Annotated in this window: 23 protein-coding genes and 1 other RNA gene; 16 read left to right on the plus strand and 8 right to left on the minus strand. The window is 70.5% G+C overall.

From position 1 onward, the window contains the following. Window positions 1-287: 287 nt before the first annotated feature. The 3 genes from ACP56T_RS05220 (at window position 288) to ACP56T_RS05230 (ending at window position 4,469) form a co-directional block, all read left to right on the plus strand. Entirely contained in the window at window positions 288-1,730 is a 1,443-nt protein-coding gene (locus ACP56T_RS05220) for a lipopolysaccharide biosynthesis protein (protein ID WP_430911062.1), read from the plus strand. Between the two features lie 128 nt (window positions 1,731-1,858). Further along, a complete protein-coding gene (glcE, locus tag ACP56T_RS05225; protein ID WP_430911063.1) occupies window positions 1,859-3,034 on the plus strand; it encodes a glycolate oxidase subunit GlcE in 1,176 nt (391 codons plus the stop codon). A 49-nt stretch (window positions 3,035-3,083) separates the two neighbouring features. Beyond that, window positions 3,084-4,469: a heterodisulfide reductase-related iron-sulfur binding cluster gene (locus ACP56T_RS05230; RefSeq protein WP_430911064.1), complete on the plus strand. Its 1,386-nt coding sequence runs from the start codon at window positions 3,084-3,086 to the stop codon at window positions 4,467-4,469. Window positions 4,470-4,473: 4 nt separating this feature from the next. Here the strand turns inward: ACP56T_RS05230 and ACP56T_RS05235 are convergent, their stop codons facing one another. Next, window positions 4,474-5,457, minus strand: a complete 984-nt coding sequence (locus ACP56T_RS05235; protein ID WP_430911065.1) for an MBL fold metallo-hydrolase — start codon at window positions 5,455-5,457, stop codon at window positions 4,474-4,476. Window positions 5,458-5,533: 76 nt separating this feature from the next. Here ACP56T_RS05235 and ACP56T_RS05240 point away from each other — a divergent pair, with 76 nt between their 5' ends. Next, window positions 5,534-6,310, plus strand: a complete 777-nt coding sequence (locus tag ACP56T_RS05240) for a helix-turn-helix domain-containing protein (protein WP_430911232.1) — start codon at window positions 5,534-5,536, stop codon at window positions 6,308-6,310. Between the two features lie 9 nt (window positions 6,311-6,319). Here the strand turns inward: ACP56T_RS05240 and ACP56T_RS05245 are convergent, their stop codons facing one another. The 3 genes from ACP56T_RS05245 to fumC are packed head-to-tail and all read right to left on the minus strand — an operon-like array spanning window position 6,320 to window position 8,215. Then, the gene (locus ACP56T_RS05245; protein WP_430911066.1) at window positions 6,320-6,538 is read right to left on the minus strand and encodes a ribbon-helix-helix domain-containing protein; all 219 of its coding nucleotides are present in this window, start codon (window positions 6,536-6,538) and stop codon (window positions 6,320-6,322) included. After that, a complete protein-coding gene (locus ACP56T_RS05250; RefSeq protein WP_430911067.1) occupies window positions 6,535-6,726 on the minus strand; it encodes a DUF4169 family protein in 192 nt (63 codons plus the stop codon). The genes ACP56T_RS05245 and ACP56T_RS05250 overlap by 4 nt, the downstream gene beginning before the upstream one ends. Window positions 6,727-6,784: 58 nt before the next feature. Then, entirely contained in the window at window positions 6,785-8,215 is a 1,431-nt protein-coding gene (gene fumC, locus ACP56T_RS05255; protein WP_430911068.1) for a class II fumarate hydratase, read from the minus strand. Window positions 8,216-8,376: 161 nt separating this feature from the next. On the opposite strand from fumC, the gene ACP56T_RS05260 reads away from it, so the two are divergent. Next, the gene (locus ACP56T_RS05260; protein WP_430911069.1) at window positions 8,377-9,780 is read left to right on the plus strand and encodes a cytochrome P450; all 1,404 of its coding nucleotides are present in this window, start codon (window positions 8,377-8,379) and stop codon (window positions 9,778-9,780) included. A 3-nt stretch (window positions 9,781-9,783) separates the two neighbouring features. Here ACP56T_RS05260 and ACP56T_RS05265 read toward each other — a convergent pair whose 3' ends face one another. Further along, window positions 9,784-10,419, minus strand: a complete 636-nt coding sequence (locus ACP56T_RS05265; protein ID WP_430911070.1) for an SspB family protein — start codon at window positions 10,417-10,419, stop codon at window positions 9,784-9,786. 77 nt (window positions 10,420-10,496) lie between these two features. Beyond that, window positions 10,497-10,878: a transfer-messenger RNA gene (gene ssrA / locus ACP56T_RS05270) on the minus strand. Between ssrA and ACP56T_RS05275 the strand changes: the two genes are divergently transcribed. The 6 genes from ACP56T_RS05275 (at window position 10,870) to ACP56T_RS05300 (ending at window position 17,077) form a co-directional block, all read left to right on the plus strand. Beyond that, a complete protein-coding gene (locus tag ACP56T_RS05275) occupies window positions 10,870-11,688 on the plus strand; it encodes a CPBP family intramembrane glutamic endopeptidase (protein ID WP_430911071.1) in 819 nt (272 codons plus the stop codon). The two genes, ssrA and ACP56T_RS05275, sit on opposite strands and share 9 nt — an antisense overlap. A 64-nt stretch (window positions 11,689-11,752) precedes the next feature. Further along, window positions 11,753-12,544: a thymidylate synthase gene (locus ACP56T_RS05280; RefSeq protein ID WP_430911072.1), complete on the plus strand. Its 792-nt coding sequence runs from the start codon at window positions 11,753-11,755 to the stop codon at window positions 12,542-12,544. Next, a complete protein-coding gene (locus tag ACP56T_RS05285) occupies window positions 12,541-13,041 on the plus strand; it encodes a dihydrofolate reductase (RefSeq protein ID WP_430911073.1) in 501 nt (166 codons plus the stop codon). Before ACP56T_RS05280 ends, ACP56T_RS05285 begins: the two co-directional genes overlap by 4 nt. A 288-nt stretch (window positions 13,042-13,329) precedes the next feature. Beyond that, the gene (gene hflK, locus ACP56T_RS05290) at window positions 13,330-14,475 is read left to right on the plus strand and encodes an FtsH protease activity modulator HflK (protein WP_430911074.1); all 1,146 of its coding nucleotides are present in this window, start codon (window positions 13,330-13,332) and stop codon (window positions 14,473-14,475) included. Further along, window positions 14,472-15,389 (plus strand): protease modulator HflC, encoded by a 918-nt coding sequence (hflC, locus tag ACP56T_RS05295; RefSeq protein WP_430911075.1) that lies wholly within the window; start codon window positions 14,472-14,474, stop codon window positions 15,387-15,389. Before hflK ends, hflC begins: the two co-directional genes overlap by 4 nt. A gap of 128 nt (window positions 15,390-15,517) precedes the next feature. Further along, complete coding sequence (locus tag ACP56T_RS05300; protein ID WP_430911076.1) at window positions 15,518-17,077, plus strand: DegQ family serine endoprotease; 1,560 nt, start codon at window positions 15,518-15,520, stop codon at window positions 17,075-17,077. An 11-nt stretch (window positions 17,078-17,088) separates the two neighbouring features. Here ACP56T_RS05300 and serB read toward each other — a convergent pair whose 3' ends face one another. Continuing rightward, window positions 17,089-17,973, minus strand: a complete 885-nt coding sequence (gene serB, locus ACP56T_RS05305; protein ID WP_430911077.1) for a phosphoserine phosphatase SerB — start codon at window positions 17,971-17,973, stop codon at window positions 17,089-17,091. A 35-nt stretch (window positions 17,974-18,008) separates the two neighbouring features. Between serB and miaA the strand changes: the two genes are divergently transcribed. Further along, a complete protein-coding gene (miaA, locus tag ACP56T_RS05310) occupies window positions 18,009-18,938 on the plus strand; it encodes a tRNA (adenosine(37)-N6)-dimethylallyltransferase MiaA (RefSeq protein ID WP_430911233.1) in 930 nt (309 codons plus the stop codon). On the opposite strand, the gene ACP56T_RS05315 is transcribed toward miaA, so the two are convergent. Next, entirely contained in the window at window positions 18,913-19,782 is an 870-nt protein-coding gene (locus ACP56T_RS05315; protein ID WP_430911078.1) for an NAD(P)-dependent oxidoreductase, read from the minus strand. The genes miaA and ACP56T_RS05315 overlap by 26 nt on opposite strands. Before the next feature lie 225 nt (window positions 19,783-20,007). Here ACP56T_RS05315 and ACP56T_RS05320 point away from each other — a divergent pair, with 225 nt between their 5' ends. From ACP56T_RS05320 to ACP56T_RS05335, 4 genes are all read left to right on the plus strand, one after another. Beyond that, window positions 20,008-22,065: a carbon starvation CstA family protein gene (locus ACP56T_RS05320; protein ID WP_430911079.1), complete on the plus strand. Its 2,058-nt coding sequence runs from the start codon at window positions 20,008-20,010 to the stop codon at window positions 22,063-22,065. A 5-nt stretch (window positions 22,066-22,070) separates the two neighbouring features. Beyond that, complete coding sequence (locus tag ACP56T_RS05325) at window positions 22,071-22,292, plus strand: YbdD/YjiX family protein (RefSeq protein WP_430911080.1); 222 nt, start codon at window positions 22,071-22,073, stop codon at window positions 22,290-22,292. Window positions 22,293-22,396: 104 nt separating this feature from the next. Further along, window positions 22,397-22,831: a tellurite resistance TerB family protein gene (locus ACP56T_RS05330; protein ID WP_430911081.1), complete on the plus strand. Its 435-nt coding sequence runs from the start codon at window positions 22,397-22,399 to the stop codon at window positions 22,829-22,831. Between the two features lie 129 nt (window positions 22,832-22,960). Continuing rightward, on the plus strand, window positions 22,961-24,259 hold the full coding sequence (locus ACP56T_RS05335; protein WP_430911082.1) for a DUF898 family protein: 1,299 nt from the start codon (window positions 22,961-22,963) through the stop codon (window positions 24,257-24,259). Window position 24,260: the final 1 nt, after the last annotated feature.

Consider the following 24,260-nt stretch of genomic DNA (forward strand, 5'->3'; position numbering starts at 1 on the left):
AATATGCCGCGACGGATCGCGATCGCATATTGAAAGATGCGCGGATCATTATCTCAAATACTGTATAAAAATCAAGAGCGCCGTCATTCAGGCCGTTTTGGTGCCGTGATTACAGATTTGCGCTCCGAGCCTTGGACGAGGAGGGTCGCTTCCGCGCCGGATCTCCATCCCATCGGCGGCACGCCGCGCTTTGGCCGGATTAGGGGAATCTTTGGGCGCGGCCGCTACACAGCGGCGATGCCGGGCCGCCTTCCGTGATGCGGCGGGACGGCGTTCGGGGCTCCTGCATGGCCGTCATCGCCGCCTTCGTCATGAATGCCGGCCTGAGCTTCGTCCTCGGCCTGCTGATCGCCAAGCTGCTCGGCCCCGCCGATTTCGGCCGCTTCGCCCTCGCTACGGCGGGCGCCATCGTCGCCAACACGGTGCTGTTCGAGTGGCTGCGGCTTTCCGCGACGCGGTTCTACTCGGGCCGGGTGCGCACCGACGAGCCCTGGATCCGCCACGGGCTCGACCGCGCCTATCTCGCCCTGGGCCTGCTCCTGCTGGCCGCCGCGCTCCTCTGCGCCGGGCTCGGGGTCGAGGCAGGGCCGGACAGCCGCGTGGCGGTGCTCGCCGGCACGGCGACGGCGGCGCTCGGTATCGGCGTGTTCGACTATCACGCCGCGCTGGCGCGTGCCCGCTTCGACGGCAGGCTCTATCTCGGCCTCGTCGCCGTGAAGAACGTGCTGTCCTTCGCCATGATGGCCGGCGCCGCCTGGTATCTGCCCCAGCCGGCCTGGGTGCTCGCGGCGGCCGGCGTCAGCCAGCTCCTCGCCGTGGCGATCCTGATGCGCCCCTTGCGCGATCCGCAGAGCCCCGTCGTCCGGGTGCGGATGCGCGAGACCTGGCGCCTGTTCATGATCTACGGGCTGCCGCTCATCGCCGCCAACGCGATCTACCAGATCATGCCCTTCGTGAACCGGGGGACGCTGGCGGCGCAGGCGGGCTTCGCCGAGGCCGGCTATTTCGCGCTCGCCGCCGACGTGACCTCGCGCTCGCTGAGCACGCTCGGCACCGCCCTCGACCTGCTGCTGTTCCAGCTCGCCGTGCGGGCCGAGGAGCATCACGGCCGGGCCGAGGCGGAGCGCCAGGTCGGGCGCAACGCCGCCACCGTGGTGACGCTGCTGCTGCCCTGCGCCGTGGGCTTCTGGGCGGTGCTGCCGGCGCTCCAGGCGCTCGTGGTGCCCGAAGCCTATCGCGGGCCGTTCTCGCTCTACGCGGCGCTTCTGATCCCCGGCCTGTTCTGTCTCGCGATCATGAACTACGCGGTGAACCCGATCTTCCAGATCCGCCGCCGCACCCTGCCGGTGATCGCCGCCGCCCTCGCCGGTCTCGTGGGCAACGGCATCGGGCTCCTGGTGCTGCCGCCGCTGTTCGGGCCGGCGGGCATCGCCATGGCGCAGACCCTCGGGCTCGCCGTCGCCTTCGCCTGGCTCGCCTTCCGGGCGCTCACCGGGCCCGAGCCGCTGAACCTGCCCTGGCGGGACATGGGCCGCGCGGTCGCCGCGAGCCTCGCCATGGGGCTCGCCCTCTCGCCCTTCCGCGACCTGCCGCCGGCGAGCGCGCTCGGCCTGTGCGTGCCGCTCGGTGCCGCGCTCTATGCCGCCCTGGTCTGGACCTTCGACATCGCCGGCCTGCGCTCGCTGATCGAGGCGCGCTTCCGGCCGGCCCACCCGGCTCCGGCGGAGTAGGCGCCCGGCCCGATCCGTCGCTCCGGCGGCATCCTGGCCCCTTGAAACGATTCCACGAACCAGCATGATCCCCCGCGCGACGGGTGCCGATCGAGCGTCCGCGTGGCAGGAAACGCGGCAAGGAAACCATGCGTCTCTACGAACCGGCGAGCGAGGACGATGCCGCGCGAATCGTCCGCGAGGCCGCCGGCCGGGGCGAGCGCCTGAGGCTCGTCGGCGGGAACACCAAGGCGGGGATGGGCCGCCCGGCGCAGGACGAGGCGACCCTCTCCTCGCGCGGGCTCGCCGGCATCACCCTCTACGAACCCGCCGAGATGGTCGTTTCCGCCCGCGCCGGCACGCCGCTCTCCGAGGTGCAGACGCTGCTCGCCTCCAAGGGGCAGATGCTGCCCTTCGAGCCCGTGGACCATCGCGCCCTGATGGGCTCGGCGGGCAAGCCGACCCTCGGGGCGGTGGCGGCGATCAACAATTCCGGCCCCCGGCGCATCAACGCGGGGGCCGCGCGCGACAGCCTGATCGGCGTGCGCTTCGTCAACGGGCGCGGCGAGGCGATCAAGTCGGGCGGGCGAGTGATGAAGAACGTCACCGGGCTCGACCTCGTGAAGCTGATGGCGGGCGCCTGGGGCACGCTCGGCTTCCTCACGGAAGTGACCTTCAAGGTGCTGCCCGTGCAGGAGCGCGTGGCGACGCTGGTCTTCTCCGGCCTCGACGATGCCCGCGCGGTGGAGGCGCTCGGTGCCGGCCTCGGCTCGCCCTTCGAATTGACCGGCGCGGCGCATCTGCCCGCCGGCATCGACGGCGAGAGCGCCCGCACGCTGCTGCGGATCGAGGGGTTCTCGGACTCCGTGACCTACCGTCTCGGCGAGCTGTCGCGCCTGCTGAAGCGCTTCGGCGCTCCCGAGACCGTCGACGGAGAGGCCGGCGCCGCGCTCTGGCGGCATGTGCGCGACGCGGCGCCCTTCGCCGGCACCGGCGAGGCGGTCTGGCGCCTCTCGGTGGCGCCGACGAAGGGGCCGGCGGTCACGGCGGCCATCGGCGCCGGACGCTGGTTCTACGATTGGGGCGGCGGCCTGATCTGGCTCGCCATGGACGCCTCCGGCGATGCCGGCGCGGCGGCGATCCGCGCGGCGATCCGGCCCCATGGCGGCCACGCCACGCTGATCCGCGCCCCCGACGCGCTGCGCGCCGCCGTGCCGGTGTTCGAGCCGCTGCCAGAACCGCTGATGCGGGTGACGCAGGGGATCAAGGCGGCGCACGACCCGGCCGGGGTGTTCAATCCGGGGCGGATGTACGCGGGACTATGAGGAACCCCCTCTCCCGGAAGCGGGAGGGGCGTGGCCGGGGATCGGATCAGTGCAAACCAATTTCAGTCTCGCGCAGCTCGCGGATCCCGCCATGGCGGCGTCGGAGAAGATCCTGCGGACCTGCGTGCATTGCGGGTTCTGCACCGCCACCTGCCCGACCTACCTGATGCTCGGGGACGAGCTCGATTCGCCGCGCGGGCGCATCTACCTCATCAAGGACATGCTGGAGGGGGGCAAGGCGGCGAGCGCCGAGGTGGTCAAGCATGTCGACCGCTGCCTGTCCTGCCTGTCCTGCATGACCACCTGCCCGTCGGGGGTGCATTACATGCACCTCGTCGACCACGCCCGCGGCCATATCGAGGAGACCTACCGGCGCCCCCTCGCCGACCGCTGGCTCCGCGCCGTGCTGGCGCAGGTGCTGCCCTATCCGAACCGCTTCCGGCTGGCGCTGCTGGGGGCCAAGCTCGGGAGCCCGCTGCGGCCCCTGCTCGCGGCGATCCCGCGTGTCGGCAACCGGCTCGCGGCGATGCTCGACCTCGCCCCCGCCGAACTCCCCACCCGCAACCCCACCGACAGGGCGGCGACCTTCGCCGCAGACACTACCGCCCGCGACATCTCCGCCCTGATCCAGGGCGAGACGGTGCCGGCCGGCAGGAGAGGGCGGGTCGCGCTGCTGCGCGGCTGCGCGCAGAGCGTGCTGCGGCCGGATTTCAACGAGGCGGCGATCCGCCTGCTGACGCGCCACGGCGTCGAGGTGGTGCATGTGGCGGGGGAGGGCTGCTGCGGCGCGCTCACGCATCACATGGGCAAGGACGACTCGTCCCACGCCTTCGCCCGGCGTGCCATCGATGCCTGGATCGCCGAGATGGACGGGTCTGGGCTCGATGCCATCGTGGTGACGGCGTCGGGCTGCGGCACGACGATCAAGGATTACGGCTTCATGTTCCGCGACGAGCCGGCCTATGCCGAGAAGGCGCGCCGGGTCTCGTCCATCGCCAGGGACGTCACCGAATACGTCACCGAGATCGGCCTGATGCCGCCGGTGGAGGACACCGACCTCGTGGTCGCCTACCACTCCGCCTGCTCCATGCAGCACGGGCAGGGCCTGCGCACCGAGCCGAAGGCGCTGCTGAAGCAGGCCGGCTTCACCGTGAAGGAGGTGCCCGAGGGCCATATCTGCTGCGGCTCGGCGGGGACCTACAACATCCTCCAGCCGGAACTCGCGAGCGCCCTGCGCGCCCGCAAGGTCGCCAATATCGAGCGGACCCGGCCGGACCTCATCGCCACCGGCAATATCGGCTGCGCCACCCAGATCGGGAAGGGTACGGCCATCCCGATCGTCCACACCGTCGAGCTGCTCGACTGGGCGACCGGCGGCCCGAAGCCCGAGGCGCTGGAAGGGCTGGCGACGCGCGCCCCGATGGCGGCGGAGTAGTTTCTCAGGGATCGAGCTGGTAGGTCAGCGGGATCCAGCGATACCCCGTGCTCTGGCGGGCGACGTAGCCGAGCGAGGGATACGAGGTGTGGTAGCCGGCGACGAGCAGGTCGTCGGTGGCGGCCATGTCGTAGATCGCCTTTCGCGTGGCGATCCCCTGCTGCTTGTCCATGTCGAAGACGGCGTGCCACTCCGGGTGCGCCAGCGAGGCGACCTCGTGATGGGCGCAGTCGCCCCAGACCAGCAGGCGCTTGCCGGCGCTCTCCACATGGAAGGCGAGATGCCCCGGCGTATGGCCGAAGGCGGCGACGGCGCGGATGCCCGGCACCACCTCGTCGCCGGGTTTCAGGAAGGTGGTCCGCTCCGCGAGCGGCAGCAGGTGGGAGCGGAATACGAGCGCCGACTTGTACGTATTGTCCTCGGGCGGCGCCGAGAGAGGCTCGTTCTTGCTCCAGAAGGCGTATTCGTCGGCGCCGAGCACGTATCGCGCGTTCGGGAAGACCCGCCGGTCGCCCTCCATCAGGCCGCCGATATGGTCCGTATGGCAGTGGGTGAGGACGACCACGTCGATGTCCTCGGGAGCGAAGCCGGCCGGGCGCAGCAGCGCCGCCAGCCGCCCGCCCGCCGGGCGGGGCACGAAGCCGACGGCGCCGTTGCCGGTATCGAACAGCACGACCTCCCGGCCCGTGTTGACGACGATGGGCGTGAAGCCCGGCTTGAACCGGTTCGGTTGAAGCCGGTTCTCGCGCATCAGCGCCTCGACATCGGCCTTGTCGCGGTCCTGCCCGACGATGGGCCAGGGGCCGTCGATCATCACCGCCGCGTCGGGGATCGTCGTCACCTCAACATCGCCCAGGCGAATGCGATGATGCGTCGCCGGCTCCGCGCCGAGCAGCGCCCCGTGTGCCGATGCGGGCAGGCCGAGGCTCGGGAGCGCCAACACGGCGACGAGGGAGCCCGCGAGGCCGCGGCGGGTGAGGTGGGTCATCGCGCGAATTTCCCTTGAGCATCGGGCCGGGGCAAAGTGCCGTCATGGGCCCGTAGCAGAGGCAGGGAGAGCGGGATTGAACGAACGTGCTGCCGGCGGCGCGGATGTGCTCGGACCGCTCTGGCATGTCGAGGGCGGGCACACGCTCTTCGCCGGCCCTCTCGCCTACAACGCCAGCCACGCCCATGGCGCGCCGGTCTATCTCGCCGGGCTCTATGGCAGCTTCCGCATCCGCATGCGGGGAGAGCCCTGGATTACCTGCCGGACGGCCTTCGTCCCGGCCGGTGTGGCGCATGAACTCGATCTCGGCGGCGATCCGCTGGGCGTGGTCTACCGGGAGCCCGATTCGGACGGCTCCGCCGCGTTGGCGCCGCTGGTCCTCGACGCGCGGGAGACCGGCGGCGCGCTGGTCGGGCAACGTGGCGAGATCAGGGCCCTGCGCGCGCTCTATGAGGATCGACAGGCGACGCGATGGGCGGGGGCGGCGCTCGCGGATCTGTCGGCCTTTTCCGGCCGCCGTGCCGTTCGTCCCCTGGACGACCGGATCGCGTGGGTCGTCTCACGCCTGCGCGAGCGGCAGGACAGTACGATGTCGGCGCAACGCCTCGCCGCGTCGGTGGGCCTCTCCGCGTCGCGCATGCAGCACCTGTTCACCGAGCAGGTCGGGGTGCCGTTCCGGCGTTATCGCGCCTGGGCTCGGATGCGCAGCGCCATCGGCGCCATCGTCGAGGGCGGCACCTTCACGCATGCGGCGCATGGGGCCGGCTTCGCCGACCAGGCGCATTTTGCCAATGACTTCCGCAAGACATTCGGTGCGCCGGCCTCGCGCAGCTTGCTCGGAATCCGCCGTTGAGCCCTCGCTTCAGACCGATGCCCGCACCGCTGCCAGCACGAAAACCCGGATGGCCGAGGACAGGTTCTGCCCGTTCCGGCCCGCGTCGACCTCGCCGATGACGGCGGCCAGGGACAGCCCGCGCGCGGTCGCGATGTCGCGCAGCGCGTCCCAGAACGGCGCCTCCAGCGACACGCTGGTGCGATGGCCGGCGATCATCACCGACCGCTTGACGACCCCGTTCGTCACGCCTTCGGATCGTCCTCGCCGAGCCGGTGTCCTTCGAGACGCGCGGCCTCGGCCCGCTTGCGGGCCTCGGCCACGGTCTTAGCCGACTTCGTACGTCCGAAGGTCGCCCGGTTCGCGGCGGCCTGAGCCTTCTTCTCGGCGAGTTCGCGCGCCTTGCGCCACTGCTTCAGGTTGATGATCTCGGCCATGGGCCTGCCCTCCTCGTCGAGGCGGCGCGGCCACGGTGCCGCGCGTCCGGGTCGGTCTCTACTCCACGCTCGGAGCCAGCATCGTGTCGGGGCGCACGACCCGCTCGAACTCCTCCTCGGTGACGTAACCGAGGCGAAGGGCTTCCTGTTTCAACGTCGTGCCGTTCTTGTGAGCCGTCTTAGCAATCTCCGCGGCCTTGTCGTAGCCGATGGAGGGCGCCAGCGCCGTCACCAGCATGAGCGAGCGGCTCATCAGGTCGGCGATCTTGTCCTCGTTGGCCTTGATGCCGACGACGCAGTTGTCCGCGAAGCTCACCGCCACGTCGGCGAGCAGCCGGACCGATTGCAGCAGGGCGTTGGCGATCACCGGCTTGAACACGTTGAGCTCGAAATGGCCCTGGCTGCCGGCCATCGCCACCGTGGTGCCGTTGCCGATGACCTGGGTGCAGACCATGGTCATGGCCTCGCACTGGGTCGGGTTGACCTTGCCGGGCATGATCGAGGAGCCGGGCTCGTTCTCCGGCAGCGACAGCTCGCCGAGGCCCGAGCGCGGGCCGGAGCCGAGCAGCCGGATGTCGTTGGCGATCTTGAACAGGCCCGCCGCCAACGCGGAGAGGGCGCCCTGCGCGAACACCATGGCGTCGTGCGTCGCCAGCGCCTCGAACTTGTTCTCCGCCGAGACGAAGGGCAGCCCGGTGAGTTCCGCCACCTTGGCGGCGAAGGCGTCGGCGAATTTCGGGTGGGCGTTCAAGCCCGTTCCCACCGCCGTGCCGCCCTGCGCCAGCGCCAGCAGCCCCGGCATCGTCGCGGCGATGCGCGAGCCGCCGAGCGCCACCTGCTGCGCGTAGCCGGAGAACTCCTGGCCGAGGGTCACGGGGGTCGCGTCCTGGAGATGGGTGCGGCCGATCTTCACGATCGTCTCGAACTGCTTCGCCTTGGCGTCGAGGGCGCCGTGGAGATGGGTCAGCGCCGGCATCAGCCGGTCGTTGATCTCGCGGGCGGCGGCGATGTGCATCGCCGTGGGGAAGGTGTCGTTGGAGGACTGGCCACGGTTGCAGTGGTCGTTCGGATGCACCGGCGACTTGCCGCCGCGCTTGCCCCCGAGGCTCTCGTTGGCGAGGCTCGCGATCACCTCGTTGGCGTTCATGTTGGACTGGGTGCCCGAGCCCGTCTGCCAGACGACCAGGGGGAACTCGTCGTCGTGCTGCCCGGCGACCACCTCGGCGGCCGACGCCGCGATGGCGTCGGCGATCCCGGCGTCGAGCTGCCCGAGATCCTTGTTCACGAGGGCGGCGGCCTGCTTCACGAGGCCCAGCGCGTGCACCAGCGGGGCCGGCATGTGCTCGGTGCCGATGCGGAAATTCTGGATCGAGCGCTGCGTCTGCGCGCCCCAGTAGCGGTGGGCGGGAACCTCGATCGGGCCGAAGGTGTCGGACTCGGTGCGGGTCGCGGTCTCGGGGCTCTGCTGCGCCGTGGTCTGCTGCGCCATCTTGGCCTCTACGTCGGTCTTCGGGTGGGCCCTACTTACGGCAGGCGTCAGCGAAGCGCGATGCCGGTTTTGCCGGCGTCTGACAAAGCGGCCGGCGTGTCTTGCGCTCCGGCCGGCCATGTATGCACCACGCCCGCCCGAGACTGGCAAGGATCGCGCCGATGTCCGCCACGACGCTTTCGGGGAAAACACCGCTTCCGGGGAGAAGCCGCTTCCGGCCGCCGGTACCGGCGCCGCTGCGCGAGCCGCTCGGCCTGTTCGCCTTCCTCAAGGCTGTGCGTGCCAATCCCGTGGCGACCTGGATGGAGGACCATTTCACCGCGCCGATCGTCGCGGCCGAGGGCGCCATGGGGCGCGTCACCGTGGTCAGCGATCCCGAGCTGATCCGCCGCGTCCTCGTCGAGAACGCCGCCAACTACCGCAAGGACGACCTCCAGCGCCGCGTGCTGGCGCCGGGCCTCGGCAACGGCCTGCTCACCGCCGAGGGCGACGAATGGCGCCTCCAGCGCCGCACCCTCGCGCCGATCTTTTCTGCGCGCACGGTGCGCGGTTTCTCGGAGGCGATGAACGCGGCCGGCGCCCGCCTCGCCCGGCGGCTGGTCCGACGCGACGGGGCGCGGGTGGACGTCGCCCTCGAGATGACCCGCGTGACCCTCGACGTGCTGGAGCGGACGATCTTCACCCACGGTCTGCCGAGCGATCCCGATGCGCTCGGGCGCGCCATCACCCGCTTCCTGGAGGCGGTCGGCCCCATCGATCCCCTCGACGTGTTCGGCGTGCCGGCCTTCGTGCCGCGCATCGGGCGCCTGAGGGCGCGCCCGGCGGCGCGATTCTTCGAGGAGGTGGTGGACGCCCTGATCGAGCGGCGCCGCGTGCTGATCGCGCGGGACGAGGCCCCTCGGGACCTGCTGACGCTGCTGCTCGCCGCCCAGGATCCCGAGACCGGCGAGGGCCTCACCGACCTGGAGGTGAAGGCCAACATCGTGACCTTCATCGCCGCCGGCCACGAGACAACGGCGAACGCGCTGACCTGGGCGCTCTACTGCCTCTCCCAGGACGAGGAGGCGGCGGAGCGGCTGCGTGCCGAGGTCGATGCCGCCGGCACGGGGGAGGGCGGGTTCGCGGTGGAGGATCTGCCCTTCGCCAGGGCGGTGGTGGAGGAGGCGATGCGCCTGTTTCCGCCCGTGCCCTTCCTGAGCCGGCAGGCGAAGGCGGAGGACCGGCTCGGCCGCATCAAGATCCCGCGCGGCTCGGTGGTGATGGTGGCGCCCTACGTGCTCCACCGGCATCGCCGGCTCTGGGACGACCCGGCCGCCTTCGTGCCGGAGCGATTTCTCGGCGCGGCGCGCGAGGAAATCGCGCGGTTCGCCTATCTGCCCTTCGGCGCGGGGCCGCGCGTGTGCATCGGGCAGGGCTTTTCCGTGCAGGAGGCGGTGATCGTGCTGGCGCATGTGGCGCGCGCCGTCGCCTTCGCCCTGCCGGCCGATCATCCGCCGGTCACGCCGCTGCACCGCGTGACCTTGAGGCCCGCCAACGGCCTCGGAATGCAGGTCACGCGGCGATAGACATCAATTCTTCTTGCGGAAGGCGTCGAGGCTGACGACCTCGGCTCCGGCCTCGCTACCTTGGCCGTCCTCGTCCTTGCGGGCGGCGGGGCGCTCCGGCTCGGCCGGCGGACCGCCGTTCTGGGCGGCCGGCAATGCCGGCACAACCTTCGGGCCGGCATTGCCGATGGCGGCGAGCCCGGCGCCGCGCGGCTTGGTCTCGCTCGGCTCGGAGGCGGCCCCGCGCGGGCCGGTCTTGACGGCCGGCACGGCGGCGGGGGCGGCCGAGGCGGCGTCGCCCCCCTCGTTGAGGTCGAACTTGAGGCCGAACTGGACGGAAGGGTCGAAGAAGCCCGACAGCGCCTCGAACGGCACCAGCAGCCGCTCCGGCACGCCGGAGAAGGAGAGGCCGACCTCGAAGGAATGCTCGCCGACCGACAGGTCCCAGAACTGGTGCTGGAGGACGATGGTCATGTCCTCGGGATACTTCTCGCGCAGGCGCTGCGAGATGCGCACTCCCGGCGCCTCCGTGCGGAAGGAGACGTAGAAGTGATGCTCGCCGGCGAGCCCGTCGCGGGCCGCGTCGCTCAGCACCTTGCGGACGACGCCGCGGAGGGCGTCCTGCACCAGGAGATCGTACCGGATGAGATCGTCTGCCATGGGCGGTCGCGCTGTGTCCGGTCTTGCCTGCCGGCCGGGCCGCGAGCGGTGGAGCGCGCCGGACGTAAGGGAATCGAAGTGGAGGCTTCTGTTGCCAGGTGCCTCCGAACCCCGCCTATGCGGAGCTACCCGCTAGGACTTAATTTGGTATTGGGGACCGCTTACGCGGCCACCGCCACCGGAGCAAAGTTGTCGTTGGCAACTATTGCAAAGGCCCGATAACGGCGGAACCATGCCGAGCGAAAGATCAACCTTTACGCCCTCGTCGATCCTATTTCGCCCCCGCCGAAGCCCAAATTCTCGACACGCGTTCCGCGTCCGAATGCCCTGGGCTCGGGTGGAGGCGCCGGGTACCGCCCCCGGGTCCGATAGGTTTATTCCGAAGACCGTTTATCGCCATAGCCGGCCTTGCGACCGGCAAGGACGAATATAGGGGGGATCGCGTCGGTTTTGAAGCCCGATCATGGTGCCTCCCTGCCCGATGATGCGGCTGTTGCCGGAAGCGCGCAGGCGCCCCGTCCTGGCAGGGTCGCGCTCCGCCTCGCGGGGCTGGTCGCGACGGTGGTCGCCTCCCTCGGGGCGGCGAGCCTCGTCGCGCTGGCGGCGGTGCGGATCGGCGCCGATCTCCTCGACGGGATCGACCCCTTCCTCGCCCCCGGACAGCGCCCCCAGCTCGGCATGGCGCGGCTCGCCGCCCGCGAGATCGCCGTCGATGTCGGGCGCCAGCTCGTCCTCGTCGCCCTCGTCATCGGCGTCGCCTTCCGGCGGCACGGGCCCGGCTGGCGCCGCCGTCTCGGTCTTGACCGCACCGAGCCGAACGGGATGCGCCCGCGCCTCCTGCTCGCGATTCTCCTGGCCTGGCCCCTCGTCCACATCGCCTGGGTGACCGGCACGGCGGAGGTCTTCGGCGCGGCCTTCGGGCAGGGCGTGCGTCTCTCGCCCGCGCTCGGTCCGGGGACCGTCGCGGCCTGGCTCGTCTACGCCGTCGTGCTGGCGCCCGTCGCGGAGGAGCTCCTGCTGCGCGGCGAGGTCTTCGCGCAGGCACGCGGGTTTCTGTCTCCGGCCGCCGCGATTGCCGTCACCGCGGTCCTGTTCGCGGCCGCGCATGTCTCCGCTTTCGGGCTGGCCCGGCCGGTCTCGCTGCTGCCCCTCGCGCTCATGCTCGGCTGGCTGCGCTGGCGGACCGGGCGGCTCTGGCCCTCGATCTGCCTGCACGGCTGGAGCAACCTCGCGCTCATTGCCTACCTGCTCTGGCCGGGCCTGCCGTGAGGCGCGGATTTGAGCCGCGCCCGGCGGCGTCTATAGAGCCCTCTCCGACAGGCGCGAGAGACGGATGCAGCCCTATCACGACCTCCTGAAGCGCATCCTCGACGAGGGCGTGCGCAAGGACGACCGCACCGGCACCGGCACGCTCTCCGTGTTCGGCCACCAGATGCGGTTCGATCTGGCGCAGGGCTTCCCGCTGGTCACGACGAAGAAGCTGCACCTGCGCTCCATCATCCACGAGCTGCTCTGGTTCCTCGCCGGCGACACCAACGTGCGGGCGCTGCGCGAGAACGGCGTCACCATCTGGGACGAGTGGGCCGACGCCAACGGCGATCTCGGGCCGGTCTACGGCAAGCAGTGGCGCTCCTGGACCAAGGAGGGCGGCAGCGTCGACCAGATCGCGCAGGTGGTGGATGAGATCCGCCGCAACCCCGATTCGCGCCGGCTCGTCGTCAGCGCCTGGAACCCGGCGGAGCTGGACAGGATGGCGCTGGCGCCCTGCCACTGCCTCTTTCAGTTCTACGTCGCCGAGGGGCGGCTCTCCTGCCAGCTCTACCAGCGCTCGGCCGACGTCTTCCTCGGCGTGCCCTTCAACATCGCGAGCTACGCCCTCCTGACCGCGATGATGGCGCGGGCGACGGGCCTGGAGCCCGGCGATTTCGTCCACAGCTTCGGCGACGCGCATCTCTACCTGAACCATCTCGAGCAGACGCGGACGCTGCTCGCGCGCGAGCCCCGGCCGCTGCCGCGCCTGGTGCTCAACCCGCAGGTGCGCGACCTCTTCGCCTTCCGCTACGAGGACATCGCCATCGAGGGCTACGATCCGCATCCGGCGATCGCCGCGCCGGTGGCCGTATGAGCGCCATGCCGGACCTCTCGCTCGTAGTGGCCGTCGCGAGGAACGGCGTGATCGGCCGCGACAACGGCCTCGCCTGGCGCCTGCGCAGCGACCTGCGCCGATTCCGCGCGCTCACCATGGGCAAGCCCATCCTGATGGGCCGCAAGACCTTCGCTTCCCTCGGCAAGGCGCTGCCCGGCCGGCTCAACGTCGTGCTGACCCGCGACGCCGCCTTCTCGGCACCGGACGCCGTGGTCGTCCACGACTGGGAGGGCGCGCTCGCGGCCGGCGGCGGGGCGCCCGAGCTGATGATCGTCGGCGGCGCCGAGATCTACCGGCTGGCGCTGCCGCGCGCGCGGCGCATCCATCTCACCGAGGTCGACGCGGCGCCGGAGGGCGACACCCTGTTTCCCGCCTTCGACCGCGCTGCCTTCCGAGAGACCTTCCGCGAGTCTCATCCGGCCGCCGAGCAGGATGAACACGCCTTCTCGTTCGTCGATCTCGAGAGGGTCGGCTGAAAGGCCGGCTCGCGATGGGCAAAAGGGGCGTCCGGTCGCGGTTGCCGCCGGGCGTTCCGATGCCCACTTGCCTCGCGAGACACCGCGCCTTGACAGGACGGAGCCGTCTCACTCAGGTGCGGGGCGCCGGAAACGGTCCTTCCTGCGGCTTTCGACGAGGATTGCGGTCGCTTCGGCCCGGATTTGCGTCCGGGCGTGCTGGCGGGCGGACAGGGGGCGGATGTCATCGGGGACGCCGGCAGGCGCCTCTCGCGGATATGCGCTGCGGCTAAGGAGAAGACGGCAAGAATGCCTTGGAGCAATCAGAGCGGCGGTGGCGGCGGGGGAGGACCCTGGGGCCGCGGCAGCGGCAACGGCGGCGGTCCCTGGGGCGGCGGCGGAGGCGGCGGCAAGACCCCGCCCGACCTGGAAGACCTGCTGCGGCGCGGCCAGGACCGCCTGCGCGGCGTCCTCCCCGGCGGCTCCTTCGGCGGCGGCAAGAGCATCGTGCTGGTGGCGGCGCTGGGCGTCGGCGTCTGGCTGCTCACCGGGTTCTACACGGTGGCCCCGAACCAGGTCGGCATCGAGACGATCTTCGGGCGCTATGTCGGATCCAAGGGCGAGGGCCTGCGCTACAACTTCCCGGCGCCCGTCGGCGGCGTGGTCAAGCCGAATGTCGGCCAGGTGAACTCCATCCAGGTGGGCTACCGCGCCGGCATCGGCGGCCAGGCGCGCTCGCGCGACCTGCCCGAGGAGAGCCTGATGCTCACCGGCGACGAGAACATCGTCGACCTCGATTTCGAGATCCAGTGGCGGGTGAACCCGCTGAAGGCGTCCGACTACGTCTTCAACCTCCAGAACCCGGAGGGCACCATCAAGGCCATCGCGGAGAGCGCCATGCGCGAGGTGGTCGGCCGCCGCAACATCCAGGCGATCCTCACGAACGAGCAGTCGAGCGTGGCCCAGGAGGTCAAGGAGATCACCCAGAACGCGCTGGACGAGTACGGCGCGGGCGTGCGCATCGAGGTGGTCCAGCTCGTCAGCGTGAACCCGCCGCCGGAAGTGCGGCCCGCCTTCATCGACGTGAACGCCGCCCAGCAGGACGCCGAGCGCGTCCAGAACGAGGCGAAGACCTATGCCAGCCGCGAGGTCCCGCAGGCCAGGGGGCGTGCCTCGCAGGTCGTCCAGGCGGCCGAAGCCTACAAGACGCAGTCGACGGCGGACGCCACCGGCCAGGCGGCGCGTTTCCAGCAGGTCTACGATTCCTACAAGGTCGCGCCCGCCGTCAGCCGCGAGCGCATCTTCCTCGAGACCATGGAGAAGGTCTTCGGTTCCGTGAACAAGGTGATCATCGATCAGGGCGGAACGGGCGCCAACGGCGCGGCCGCCGCCGGCGTCCTTCCGGTGCTGCCGCTCCTCGAGCGCGGCGCCTCGCAGGGAGGGTCGGCGCGATGAACGGACAGACCCTCCGCACCGGCCTCCTCGTCCTCGCCGCGGCGGCGGCGGTGGCGTTCTACGCCTCCGTCTTCGTCGTCGGCCAGATGCAGCAGGCCCTGGTGCTCCAGTTCGGCCGCGTGCGCGCCGTCCTCAACCAGACGGGCGAGGAGAAGCCCGGCCTCTACTTCAAGTGGCCCTTCATCGAGAACGTGGTCATCTTCGACAAGCGGGTGCTCGATCTCGACCTGCCCGTGCAGGCGCTGCTCACGGCCGACCGCCAGAACCTCGAGGTCGACGCTTTCGCCCGCTACCGGATCGTCGACCCGCTGAAGTTCTACCAGTCGGTGGGCAATCTCGGGCTCGCCAACCAGCGTCTGGCGAGCTTCGCCAACTCCTCGCTGCGCAACGTGCTCGCCCGCTCGACCCGCGACGCCATCGTCAAGACCGACCGCATGCGGCTGATGAACGAGATCCAGGACGACGTGAACCGTCAGGCGAAGTCGCTCGGCGTGCAGATCGTCGACCTGCGCATGACCCGCGTCGACCTGCCCGCGGCGAACTCCTCGGCCGTGTACGAGCGCATGAAGACCGAGCGCAAGCGCGAGGCCGCCGACATCCGCGCCAACGGCGACCAGATCGCAGCGACCATCAAGGCCAAGGCCGACCGCGACGTCACCGTGATCCTGGCCGAGGCGAACCAGAAGTCCGAGGAGCTGCGCGGCCAAGGCGACGCGGAGAAGAACCGCATCCTCGCCGAGGTCTTCGGCAAGGACCCCGGCTTCTTCGCCTTCTACCGCTCGATGCAGGCCTACGAGGCCGGCCTGAAGGGCTCCGACACGCGGCTCGTCATCAGCCCCAACTCGGAATTCTTCCGCTACTTCAACGACCCACAGGGCCGCGCCAAGCCGGCGGCCGACGCCGCGCGCCCTTGAACCGGAGCGGCGCCGTCCGATCTATGGGCGGCGCCGGCCTGTTGGCCTTGCGTGACATGCAAAGATCGCCGCGCCGGACCGGCGACGGCGGCACACACAACCGGGAACGATCCTTGATGAGGCCGACCATGAATCCCCTCGCGAGCGCCGTTTCCGCGCGCCCCCTCATGCGCCCCTTCGCGCGCTCCTTGGGCCGCAGCGCCCGCTCCGCCGTCGCCGCCCTCGCCGTCGGGCTGACGGTGGCGGGAAGCGCGCTGACGACGCCGGCCTTCGCCAAGGGTCCGCCGTCCCTCGCCGACCTCGCCGATCAGGTGACGGACGCGGTGGTCAACATCTCGGCCTCGACCACGGTGGACGCCAAGGCCGGCCGCGCCATGCCGCAGCTTCCGCCGGGCACGCCCTTCGAGGACCTGTTCGAGGAGTTCTTCAACAAGCGCGGCGGGCGCGGCGGTCCGGGGGGCGGCGAGCGCGGCGACAACGACGCGCCCCGCCAGCAGCAGCGCAAGTCGAACTCCCTCGGCTCCGGCTTCGTCATCGACGCCTCCGGCATCGTGGTGACGAACAACCACGTCATCGGCGACGCCAACGACATCCAGGTGATCCTGCACGACGGCACCAAGCTGAAGGCCGAGATCGTCGGCAAGGATTCGAAGATCGACCTCGCGGTGCTGCGCGTGAAGCCGACGCCCGAGCGCCCGCTCACCGCCGTGCCCTTCGGCGATTCCGACAAGATGCGGCCGGGCGACTGGGTGATCGCCATCGGCAACCCGTTCGGGCTGGGCGGCTCGGTCTCGGCCGGCATCGTCTCGGCGCGGGGCCGCAACATCGAGTCCGGCCCCTACGACAACTACATCCAGACCGACGCGGCCATCAACAAGGGCAATTCCGGCGGTCCGCTGTTCAACATGGACGGCGAGGTCATCGGCATCAACACGGCGATCCTCTCGCCTACCGGCGGCTCCGTCGGCATCGGCTTCGCGGTTCCCTCGGGCACGGCCAAGCCCGTGATCGACCAGCTCCGCGAGTTCGGCGAGGTCCGGCGCGGCTGGCTCGGCGTGCGCATCCAGGGGGTCGACGAGTCCACCGCCGAGGCGCTCGGCCTCAAGGGCGGCGCGCGCGGCGCGCTGGTGGCCGGCGTCGACGAGAAGGGGCCGGCCAAGACCGCCGGGCTCGAGGTCGGCGACGTGATCGTCAAGTTCAACGGCGCCCCCGTGAAGCAGTCGAGCGACCTGCCCCGCATCGTCGCCTCGACCCCGGTCGGCAAGACCATCGACGTGGTGGTGGTGCGCAAAGGCGCCGAGGTGACGAAGCCCGTCACCCTCGGCCGCCTCGAGGACGGCGAGAAGACCCAGGTCGCCAACGCCAAGGCGCCGGAGCCCGAGAGCGCCGTGCGCCAGGCGCTGGGCCTCAACCTGTCGGGGCTCACCGACGAGCTGCGCAAGCGCTACAACATCAAGGACAGCGTGAAGGGCGTCGTCGTCACCCGCGTCGACCCGAACTCCACCGCCGCCGACAAGCGCATCCAGCCGGGGGAGGTCGTGGTCGAGGTGGGCCAGGAGGCGGTCTCGACCCCGGCCGACGTGACCAAGCGCGTCGACGCCCTCAAGAAGGAGGGCCGCAAATCGGTGCTGCTGCTCGTGGCCAGCGCCGGCGGCGACGTGCGCTTCGTGGCGGTGGGGCTGGAGTAGGAGCCGCTCCCCTATTCCGAGAACTCGCTCGCCGCGTAGCCCTGGAGATAGAGCAGCGCGGTGAGGTCGCCGTGGTCGATCCGCGCATGCGCGGCGGCCGCGACGGCGGGCTTGGCATGGAAGGCGACGCCGAGCCCCGCCTCGCCCAGCATGGCGAGATCGTTGGCGCCGTCGCCCACGGCCAGTGTGTCGGCGGCGCTTAGGCCGAGCTTGTCGCGCAGCGCGATCAGGGTCTCGCGCTTGGCCGCCTTGCCGACGATGGGCTCCTCGACCTCCCCCGTCAGATGCCCGTCTCTGAGGACGAGGCGGTTGGCGTGCTGCTCGTGGAAGCCGATCTTGTCCGCGATCGGCCCGGTGAACAGGCCGAATCCGCCGGAGACGAGGCAGGTATGGGCGCCATGCGCCTTCAGGGTCGCGACGAGCGTCCGGCCCCCCGGCGTCAGGGTCAGCCGGTCGCGGATCAGCGCGTCGACAACGGCGGCGGAGATGCCCTTGAGGAGCGCCACGCGCTCGCGCAGCGCCGGCTCGAAGGCGATCTCGCCGCGCATCGCCCGCTCGGTGATGGCGGCGACGTGCTCCTTGAGGCCGACCACGTCGGCGAGCTCGTCGATGCATTCCTGCTCGATCATGGTCGAATCCATGTCGGCCAGGAAAAGGCGCTTGCGGCGATGCGCGCCGGCTTCCACCACCGCCACGTCGACGGGCTCGCCCGAGAGCGCCTCGCGCAGGCGGTCGCCCGCGCCCGCATCGCCCTCGAACAGGATCTCGGCCGCGACCTCGCCGTGCAGGATGCGCGGCTGATGCGCGGTGGCGAGGACGGCGCGGGCCTCCCCCAGCACCGCGTCGGTGATGGCGGGCGTCGCGGGGTTTGCTATCAGGACGGCGACGAGGGTCATCGAGGATCTGTCCGCTGGTGCCGCAAGCCGACCCGATGCAAGCCGACAGGCCGGCGGCGATCCTCATCGCAGGGCCCACGGCCTCGGGCAAGTCGGCCCTGGCGACGGCGCTGGCGCTCCGTCACGGCGGGATCGTCGTCAATGCCGATTCGATGCAGGTCTACGCCGATCTGCGCGTCCTCAGCGCCCGCCCGGACGTAGCCGAGGAGGCGCGGGCGCCGCATCGTCTCTATGGTCATGTCGACGGAGCGGTGAACTTTTCGGCAGGCCGCTACGCCCGCGAGGTCGCGGCGCTGCTCGCCGGGATCGGAGACCGCCTGCCGGTCTTCGTCGGCGGCACCGGCCTCTATTTCCGCGCGCTGGAGGAGGGACTGTCCGACCTTCCGCCGGTGCCGGAGGCGGTCCGCTCCGAGATCCGCGCCTGGTGCGAGGGCCGCGAGACGGTGGACCTGCACGCGGCGCTTGCCGAGCGCGATTCCCAGGGCGCCGCCGCCCTTCGCCCGAGCGACCGGGCCCGGATCATGCGCGCGCTGGAGATTTTCGCCGCCACCGGGCGCCCGATCTCCGAGTTCCATGGCGAGCGTATTCCCGGAGCGCTCTCCGGCCGGCCGCTCCAGAAGATCTTCCTGGCCCCCGACCGCGAGGTGCTGCGGGCCCGGATCGACGCGCGCTTCCGCGCCATGATCGCCGGGGGAGCCCTCGACGAGGTGGCGCGCTTGCGCGAGCGAAAACTCGACCCGCTGCTGCCGATCATGCGCGCCCACGGCGTGCCGGGGCTGATCGCGCATCTCGACGGCGGCCTGAGCCTGGAGGAGGCCATTTCGCGCGGGCAGGGCGATACCCGACGCTACGCCAAGCGCCAGTTCACCTGGTTCCGCCACCAGATGGGCGAGGGGTGGACTTGGATCGACCCCGAGGACGCCGACGCGATGGCGCAGATCATTTCCGCTCCAGCCGGGCGATGAGGCTCGACGTGTCCCAGCGGTTGCCGCCCATGCCCTGAATCTCGGCGTAGAACTGGTCGACGAGGGCGCTCACCGGCAGCGAGGCGCCGTTGCGGCGCGCCTCGTCGAGCAGGATGCCGAGGTCCTTGCGCATCCAGTCCACCGCGAAGCCGAAGTCGAACCGTCCGGCATCCATGGTGCGGCCGCGATTCTCCATCTGCCAGGAGCCGGCGGCCCCCTTCGAGATCACGTCGAGCACCGCCTCGACGTCGAGCCCGGCGCGCTTGGCGAAATGGATGCCCTCGGAGAGCCCCTGCACCAGCCCGGCGATGCAGATCTGGTTGACCATCTTGGTGAGCTGGCCGGAGCCCGCCGGGCCCATCAGCCGGCAGGCGCGGGCGTAGGCCGCGATCACACCCTCGACCTTGGCGTAGGTGGCCGCATCGCCGCCGCACATGACCGTGAGCACGCCGTTCTCGGCGCCCACCTGCCCGCCCGAGACCGGCGCGTCGATGAAGCCGATGCCGTGGCCGTCGGCGATGCCGGCGAGCTCACGGGCGACCTCGGCCGAGGCGGTGGTGTGGTCCACGAAGACCGCGCCGCGCCGCATTCCGGCGAAGGCGCCGTCCTCGCCGAGCGTCACGCCGCGCAGGTCGTCGTCGTTGCCGACGCAGGCGAAGGCGATCTCGGCCTCGCGCACCGCCTCGCGCGGGGTGGGCGCGTGGGCGCCGCCGTGCTTGGCCGCCCAGGCCTCCGCCTTCGACGCCGTGCGGTTGTAGACCGTGACCTCGTAGCCCTTGGATGCCAGATGCCCCGCCATCGGGCCGCCCATGACGCCGAGCCCCAGGAACGCCACCTTCGCCATCGCCGTCTCCATCGCCCGCAGGCCGATTCGCGCGCCCTCGGCCCGCGCGGTCTAGGGGCCGCCGCCGGACGGGTCAAACCGGGGCGGCGCAGCGGACGGGGCCGCGCGACAACTTCCCCCGGCTGTCGTCATGTTGCTGAAATACCGTATTTTCCTGGCGATGAAATTTTGCCAGAACAGGGGAAATCCCGGCCTCGAAGAGCCGGGACACGGAGCGGGACGCCGATGAGCGCGATTCAGAAGCACGGGCCCTGGGCCCTGGTAGGGGCGTTGGGGGCGGCCGCGCTGTCCATCGTGGCGACGCAACGCGGCGAGTCGGTGAACGCCCTCTGGATCGTGGTGGCCGCCGTCTGCGTCTACCTGATCGCCTACCGCTACTATTCGCTCTTCATCTCCGAGCATGTGATGCGCCTCGATCCGAAGCGCGCCACCCCCGCCGTCCGCCACAACGACGGGCTCGACTACGTGCCCACCAACAAGACCGTGCTGTTCGGCCACCACTTCGCGGCCATCGCCGGGGCCGGCCCGCTGGTCGGCCCGGTGCTCGCCGCGCAGATGGGCTACCTGCCCGGCCTGCTCTGGATCCTGGCGGGCGTGGTGCTCGCCGGCGCGGTGCAGGACTTCATGGTGCTGTTCGTCTCGATGCGGCGCGACGGGCGCTCCCTCGGCGAGCTGATCCGGGCCGAGCTCGGCACCATCCCCGGCATCATCGCGCTCATCGGCACCCTGCTCATCATGGTGATCCTGCTGGCGGTGCTGGCGCTGATCGTGGTCAAGGCGCTCACCGGCAGCCCCTGGGGCACGTTCACCGTGATGGCGACGATCCCGATCGCGCTGCTGATGGGCGTGTATTCGCGCTTCATCCGGCCCGGCAAGATCGGCGAGGTCTCGATCATCGGCTTCGTGCTGCTGATGCTGGCCATCGTCTATGGCGGCTCGGTCGCCGACCATCCGGTCTGGGGCCCGGCCTTCACCTTCACCGGCACGCAGCTCTGCTGGATGCTGATCGGCTACGGCTTCGTCGCCTCGATCCTGCCGGTCTGGCTGCTGCTCGCCCCGCGCGACTACCTCTCGACCTTCCTCAAGATCGGCACCATCGTCGGGCTGGCGCTCGGCATCGCCTTCGTCGCCCCGCATCTCCAGATGCCCGCCGTGACGAAGTTCGTGGACGGAACCGGCCCGGTCTGGGCCGGCCAGCTCTTCCCGTTCCTGTTCATCACTATCGCTTGCGGCTCGGTCTCGGGCTTCCACGCCCTGATCTCGTCGGGCACGACCCCGAAGCTCATCGGCAACGAGGCCGATGCCCGCTTCATCGGCTATGGCGGCATGCTGATGGAGAGCTTCGTCGCGGTGATGGCGCTGGTCTCGGCCTGCGTCATCGATCCGGGCGTGTACTTCACCATGAACTCCCCCGGCGCGCTCCTCGGCACGAGCCCCGAGACGGCGGCGGCGGCCGTCACCGGCCTCGGCTTCGCGATCTCGCCGGAGACCATCGTCCAGACCGCCAAGGATGTCGGCGAGACCACCATCGTCTCCCGCGCCGGCGGCGCGCCGACGCTCGCCGTCGGCATGGCGCACATCATCTCCTCCGCCATCGGCGGCAAGGCGATGATGGCCTTCTGGTATCACTTCGCCATCCTGTTCGAGGCGCTCTTCATCCTCACGGCGGTGGATGCCGGCACCCGCGCCTGCCGCTTCATGGTGCAGGACCTGATCGGGCTCGCGGTGCCCGCCTTCAAGCAGACGACCGCCTGGGGCCCGAGCATCCTCGCGACCGGCATCTGCGTGGCCGCCTGGGGCTACTTCCTCTACCAGGGCGTGACCGACCCGCTCGGCGGCATCAACACCCTGTGGCCGCTGTTCGGCATCTCGAACCAGATGCTCGCGGCCGTGGCGCTGACGCTCTGCACGGTGGTGATCTTCAAGATGAAGCGCGAGCGCTACGCCTTCGTCACCATCATCCCGACCGTGTGGCTGTGCATCTGCACCCTCACGGCCGGCTGGCAGAAGCTGTTCTCCCCCGACGCCAAGATCGGCTTCCTGGCCCATGCCGAGAAATACGGCGCGGCCATCAAGGAGGGGAAGGTGCTGGCCCCGGCCAAGTCCATGGACCAGATGAACCAGATCCTGCTCAACGACCGGATCGACGCCGTGCTCTGCGCGATGTTCATCGGCCTCGTGCTCGCCATCGCGGGCTTCGGCATCCTCGCCTGCGTGCGCGCCTTCCGCGATTCGCGCTGGACGGCGCTGGAGACCGATCCCGCCGCCGTCCCGGCGGAGTGAGCGCCATGGCGTCGCCGCAGGACTTCCGGGACCGGCTGAAGGCGTTCTCGAAATGCGTCTGCGACGGCGCGCGGCTCATGGTCGGGCAGGGGGACTACGAGGCCTACGCCGCCCATGTCCGCAAGACCCACCCGGACAAGGCGCCGATGACGGAGCTGGAGTTCTTCCGCAACCGGGAGAACGCCCGTTTCGGCGTCGGCAACACCAGCGGCTTCCGCTGCTGCTGAGCGCTCCGCCCGCATCGCCTGAGGATGCGGGCCGGCGGCGGCGCGCCGGCTCTTGACTTGACCGTGGCGATCCGTGCCACTCCTCCGCCATACGGGAGGTGGGCATGAGCATCTTTCAGGACGCGATCCTTCGGTTCGGCCGCACCATCATGTCCTACGCGGGCGACGCGGTCTTCCTGGAGGCTTCGGTCTCTGCCGCCGCGAACGTGATCCTGGCGGATGGCGAGGTCGACGAGGAAGAGATCGAGGCGGCGATCGCCGGCATGCGCGCCAACCCGATCCTCCAGAAATCCTACGACACCCTGCGCATCGAGCAGGAGCTCTACGAGGGCATCGCCCGCGCCAAGACCCGCGCCGGGCGGGTCGAGAACCTGCGCTTCTGCGAGGGCGTGGCGGACCGGTCCCTCAGCCAGCGGCAGGACATCTTCCTGATCGCGGCGGACGTCGCCGATTTCGGCGGCATCAGCGAGGTCGAGCACAAGGCGCTCGACGAGATCGCGGCGGCCCTCAAGGTCGACAAGGGGGCTCTGCTGCGCTGAGCCCGCCCTTCTCCGCCGGTGCGTGACGGGCCGCACGCCGCGCATGCGCCGGCCGCCATGCGTGCCGCTTTGGGCTGGCCGCGCCGGGGAATCGCGGATTAGTGTCCCCGAAAGATGCGGGGGTGCGGCATGAATTCCTTATCCGGCGACACGGCCCAGCCAGGGGGCCGCACGGGCGTGATCGCCTTCGACAGGACGCTCGCGGGCCTCACCGGCATCGCGGTGAAGGGCTTCCTGCTCTCGCTCGTCACCTTCGGGATCTACCGCTTCTGGTACATCACCAACCTGCGGCGCTTCTTCTGGAGCCGCACCACCGTCGACGGCAGCCCCGGCGAGTATACCGGCACCGGCAAGGAGCTGTTCCTCGGCTTCCTCGTCGCGCTGGCGATCCTGGTGCCGATCTACATCGCGATCTTCGCGGTATCGCTGTTGAGCCCGAAACTCGCGCCCTTCGGCGGCGTCATCTCCTTCGCGGTGCTGTTCCTGCTCGGCCAGTTCGCGGTCTATCGCGGGCGCCGCTACCGGGCCGGGCGCACCCTCTGGCGGGGCATAAGGCTCGGCCAGGACGGCTCGGCCTGGACCTATGCGGGGCTCGCCGCCGGCTGGTCGCTGCTGACGGTGCTGACGCTGGGCCTCGCCTTCCCCTTCATGCGCGCCAGCCTGGAGCGCTACCGCATCGGCCACACCCTGATCGGCACCAGCCGGATGTCGTCCTCCGCGACGGGCACCGCGATCCTGCCCTACTGGCTCCTGTTCTACGCCGTGACGCTGCTGCCCGTGGTGGCGTGCCTCGCCTTCTTCCTCGTGGCGACGAAGTTCAGCATCCCGACCGACCTGTTCGTGCCGAAGGCCGGCGGCAAGGCGAGCCAGCTCACGATGAACCCCGCCTATGCCGGTACGGCGGTGGCGACGGCGATCGTCGTCGCGGGCTTCGTCCTGCCGATCGGGGCCGCCGTCGCCGCGCTGCTGGTGCCGTTCTACCGGGCGCGCGAGACGCGCGTCTTCATGGCGGCGGCGAGCCTTGGGCCGGTGCGCCTGAGCTCGACCCTGAAGGCGCGGCAGTTCTACTGGCCCTATATCCTCTACTTCCTCTCGATCCTCGGCTTCATCGCCATGCTCGGCGTCGTCGGGCTGCTGCTCGCCCTCGTCGCCACCGGGATGGGGGGCGGGAACGGCGCCAGCGTCTTCCATGGATTTCTCGCGCTTGGCGTCTTCGTCGCCTATCTGGGCGGCGCCCTGCTCTTCGCGGTGCTCTATATCCGCATCATCCAGGCCCGGCTCTGGGCGGCGGTGGCGACATCCACCGTCATCGAGGATGCCGGCGCCCTGAACGAGATCCTCGCCTCGAGCCGGGGCCCCGGCAGCGGCCTCAACGAGGGTCTCGCCGATGCGCTGGATGTCGGCGGCGCCCTCGAGATCGGGTTCTGAC

The organism is Methylobacterium endophyticum (assembly GCF_050591105.1).
Taxonomy (GTDB): domain Bacteria; phylum Pseudomonadota; class Alphaproteobacteria; order Rhizobiales; family Beijerinckiaceae; genus Methylobacterium.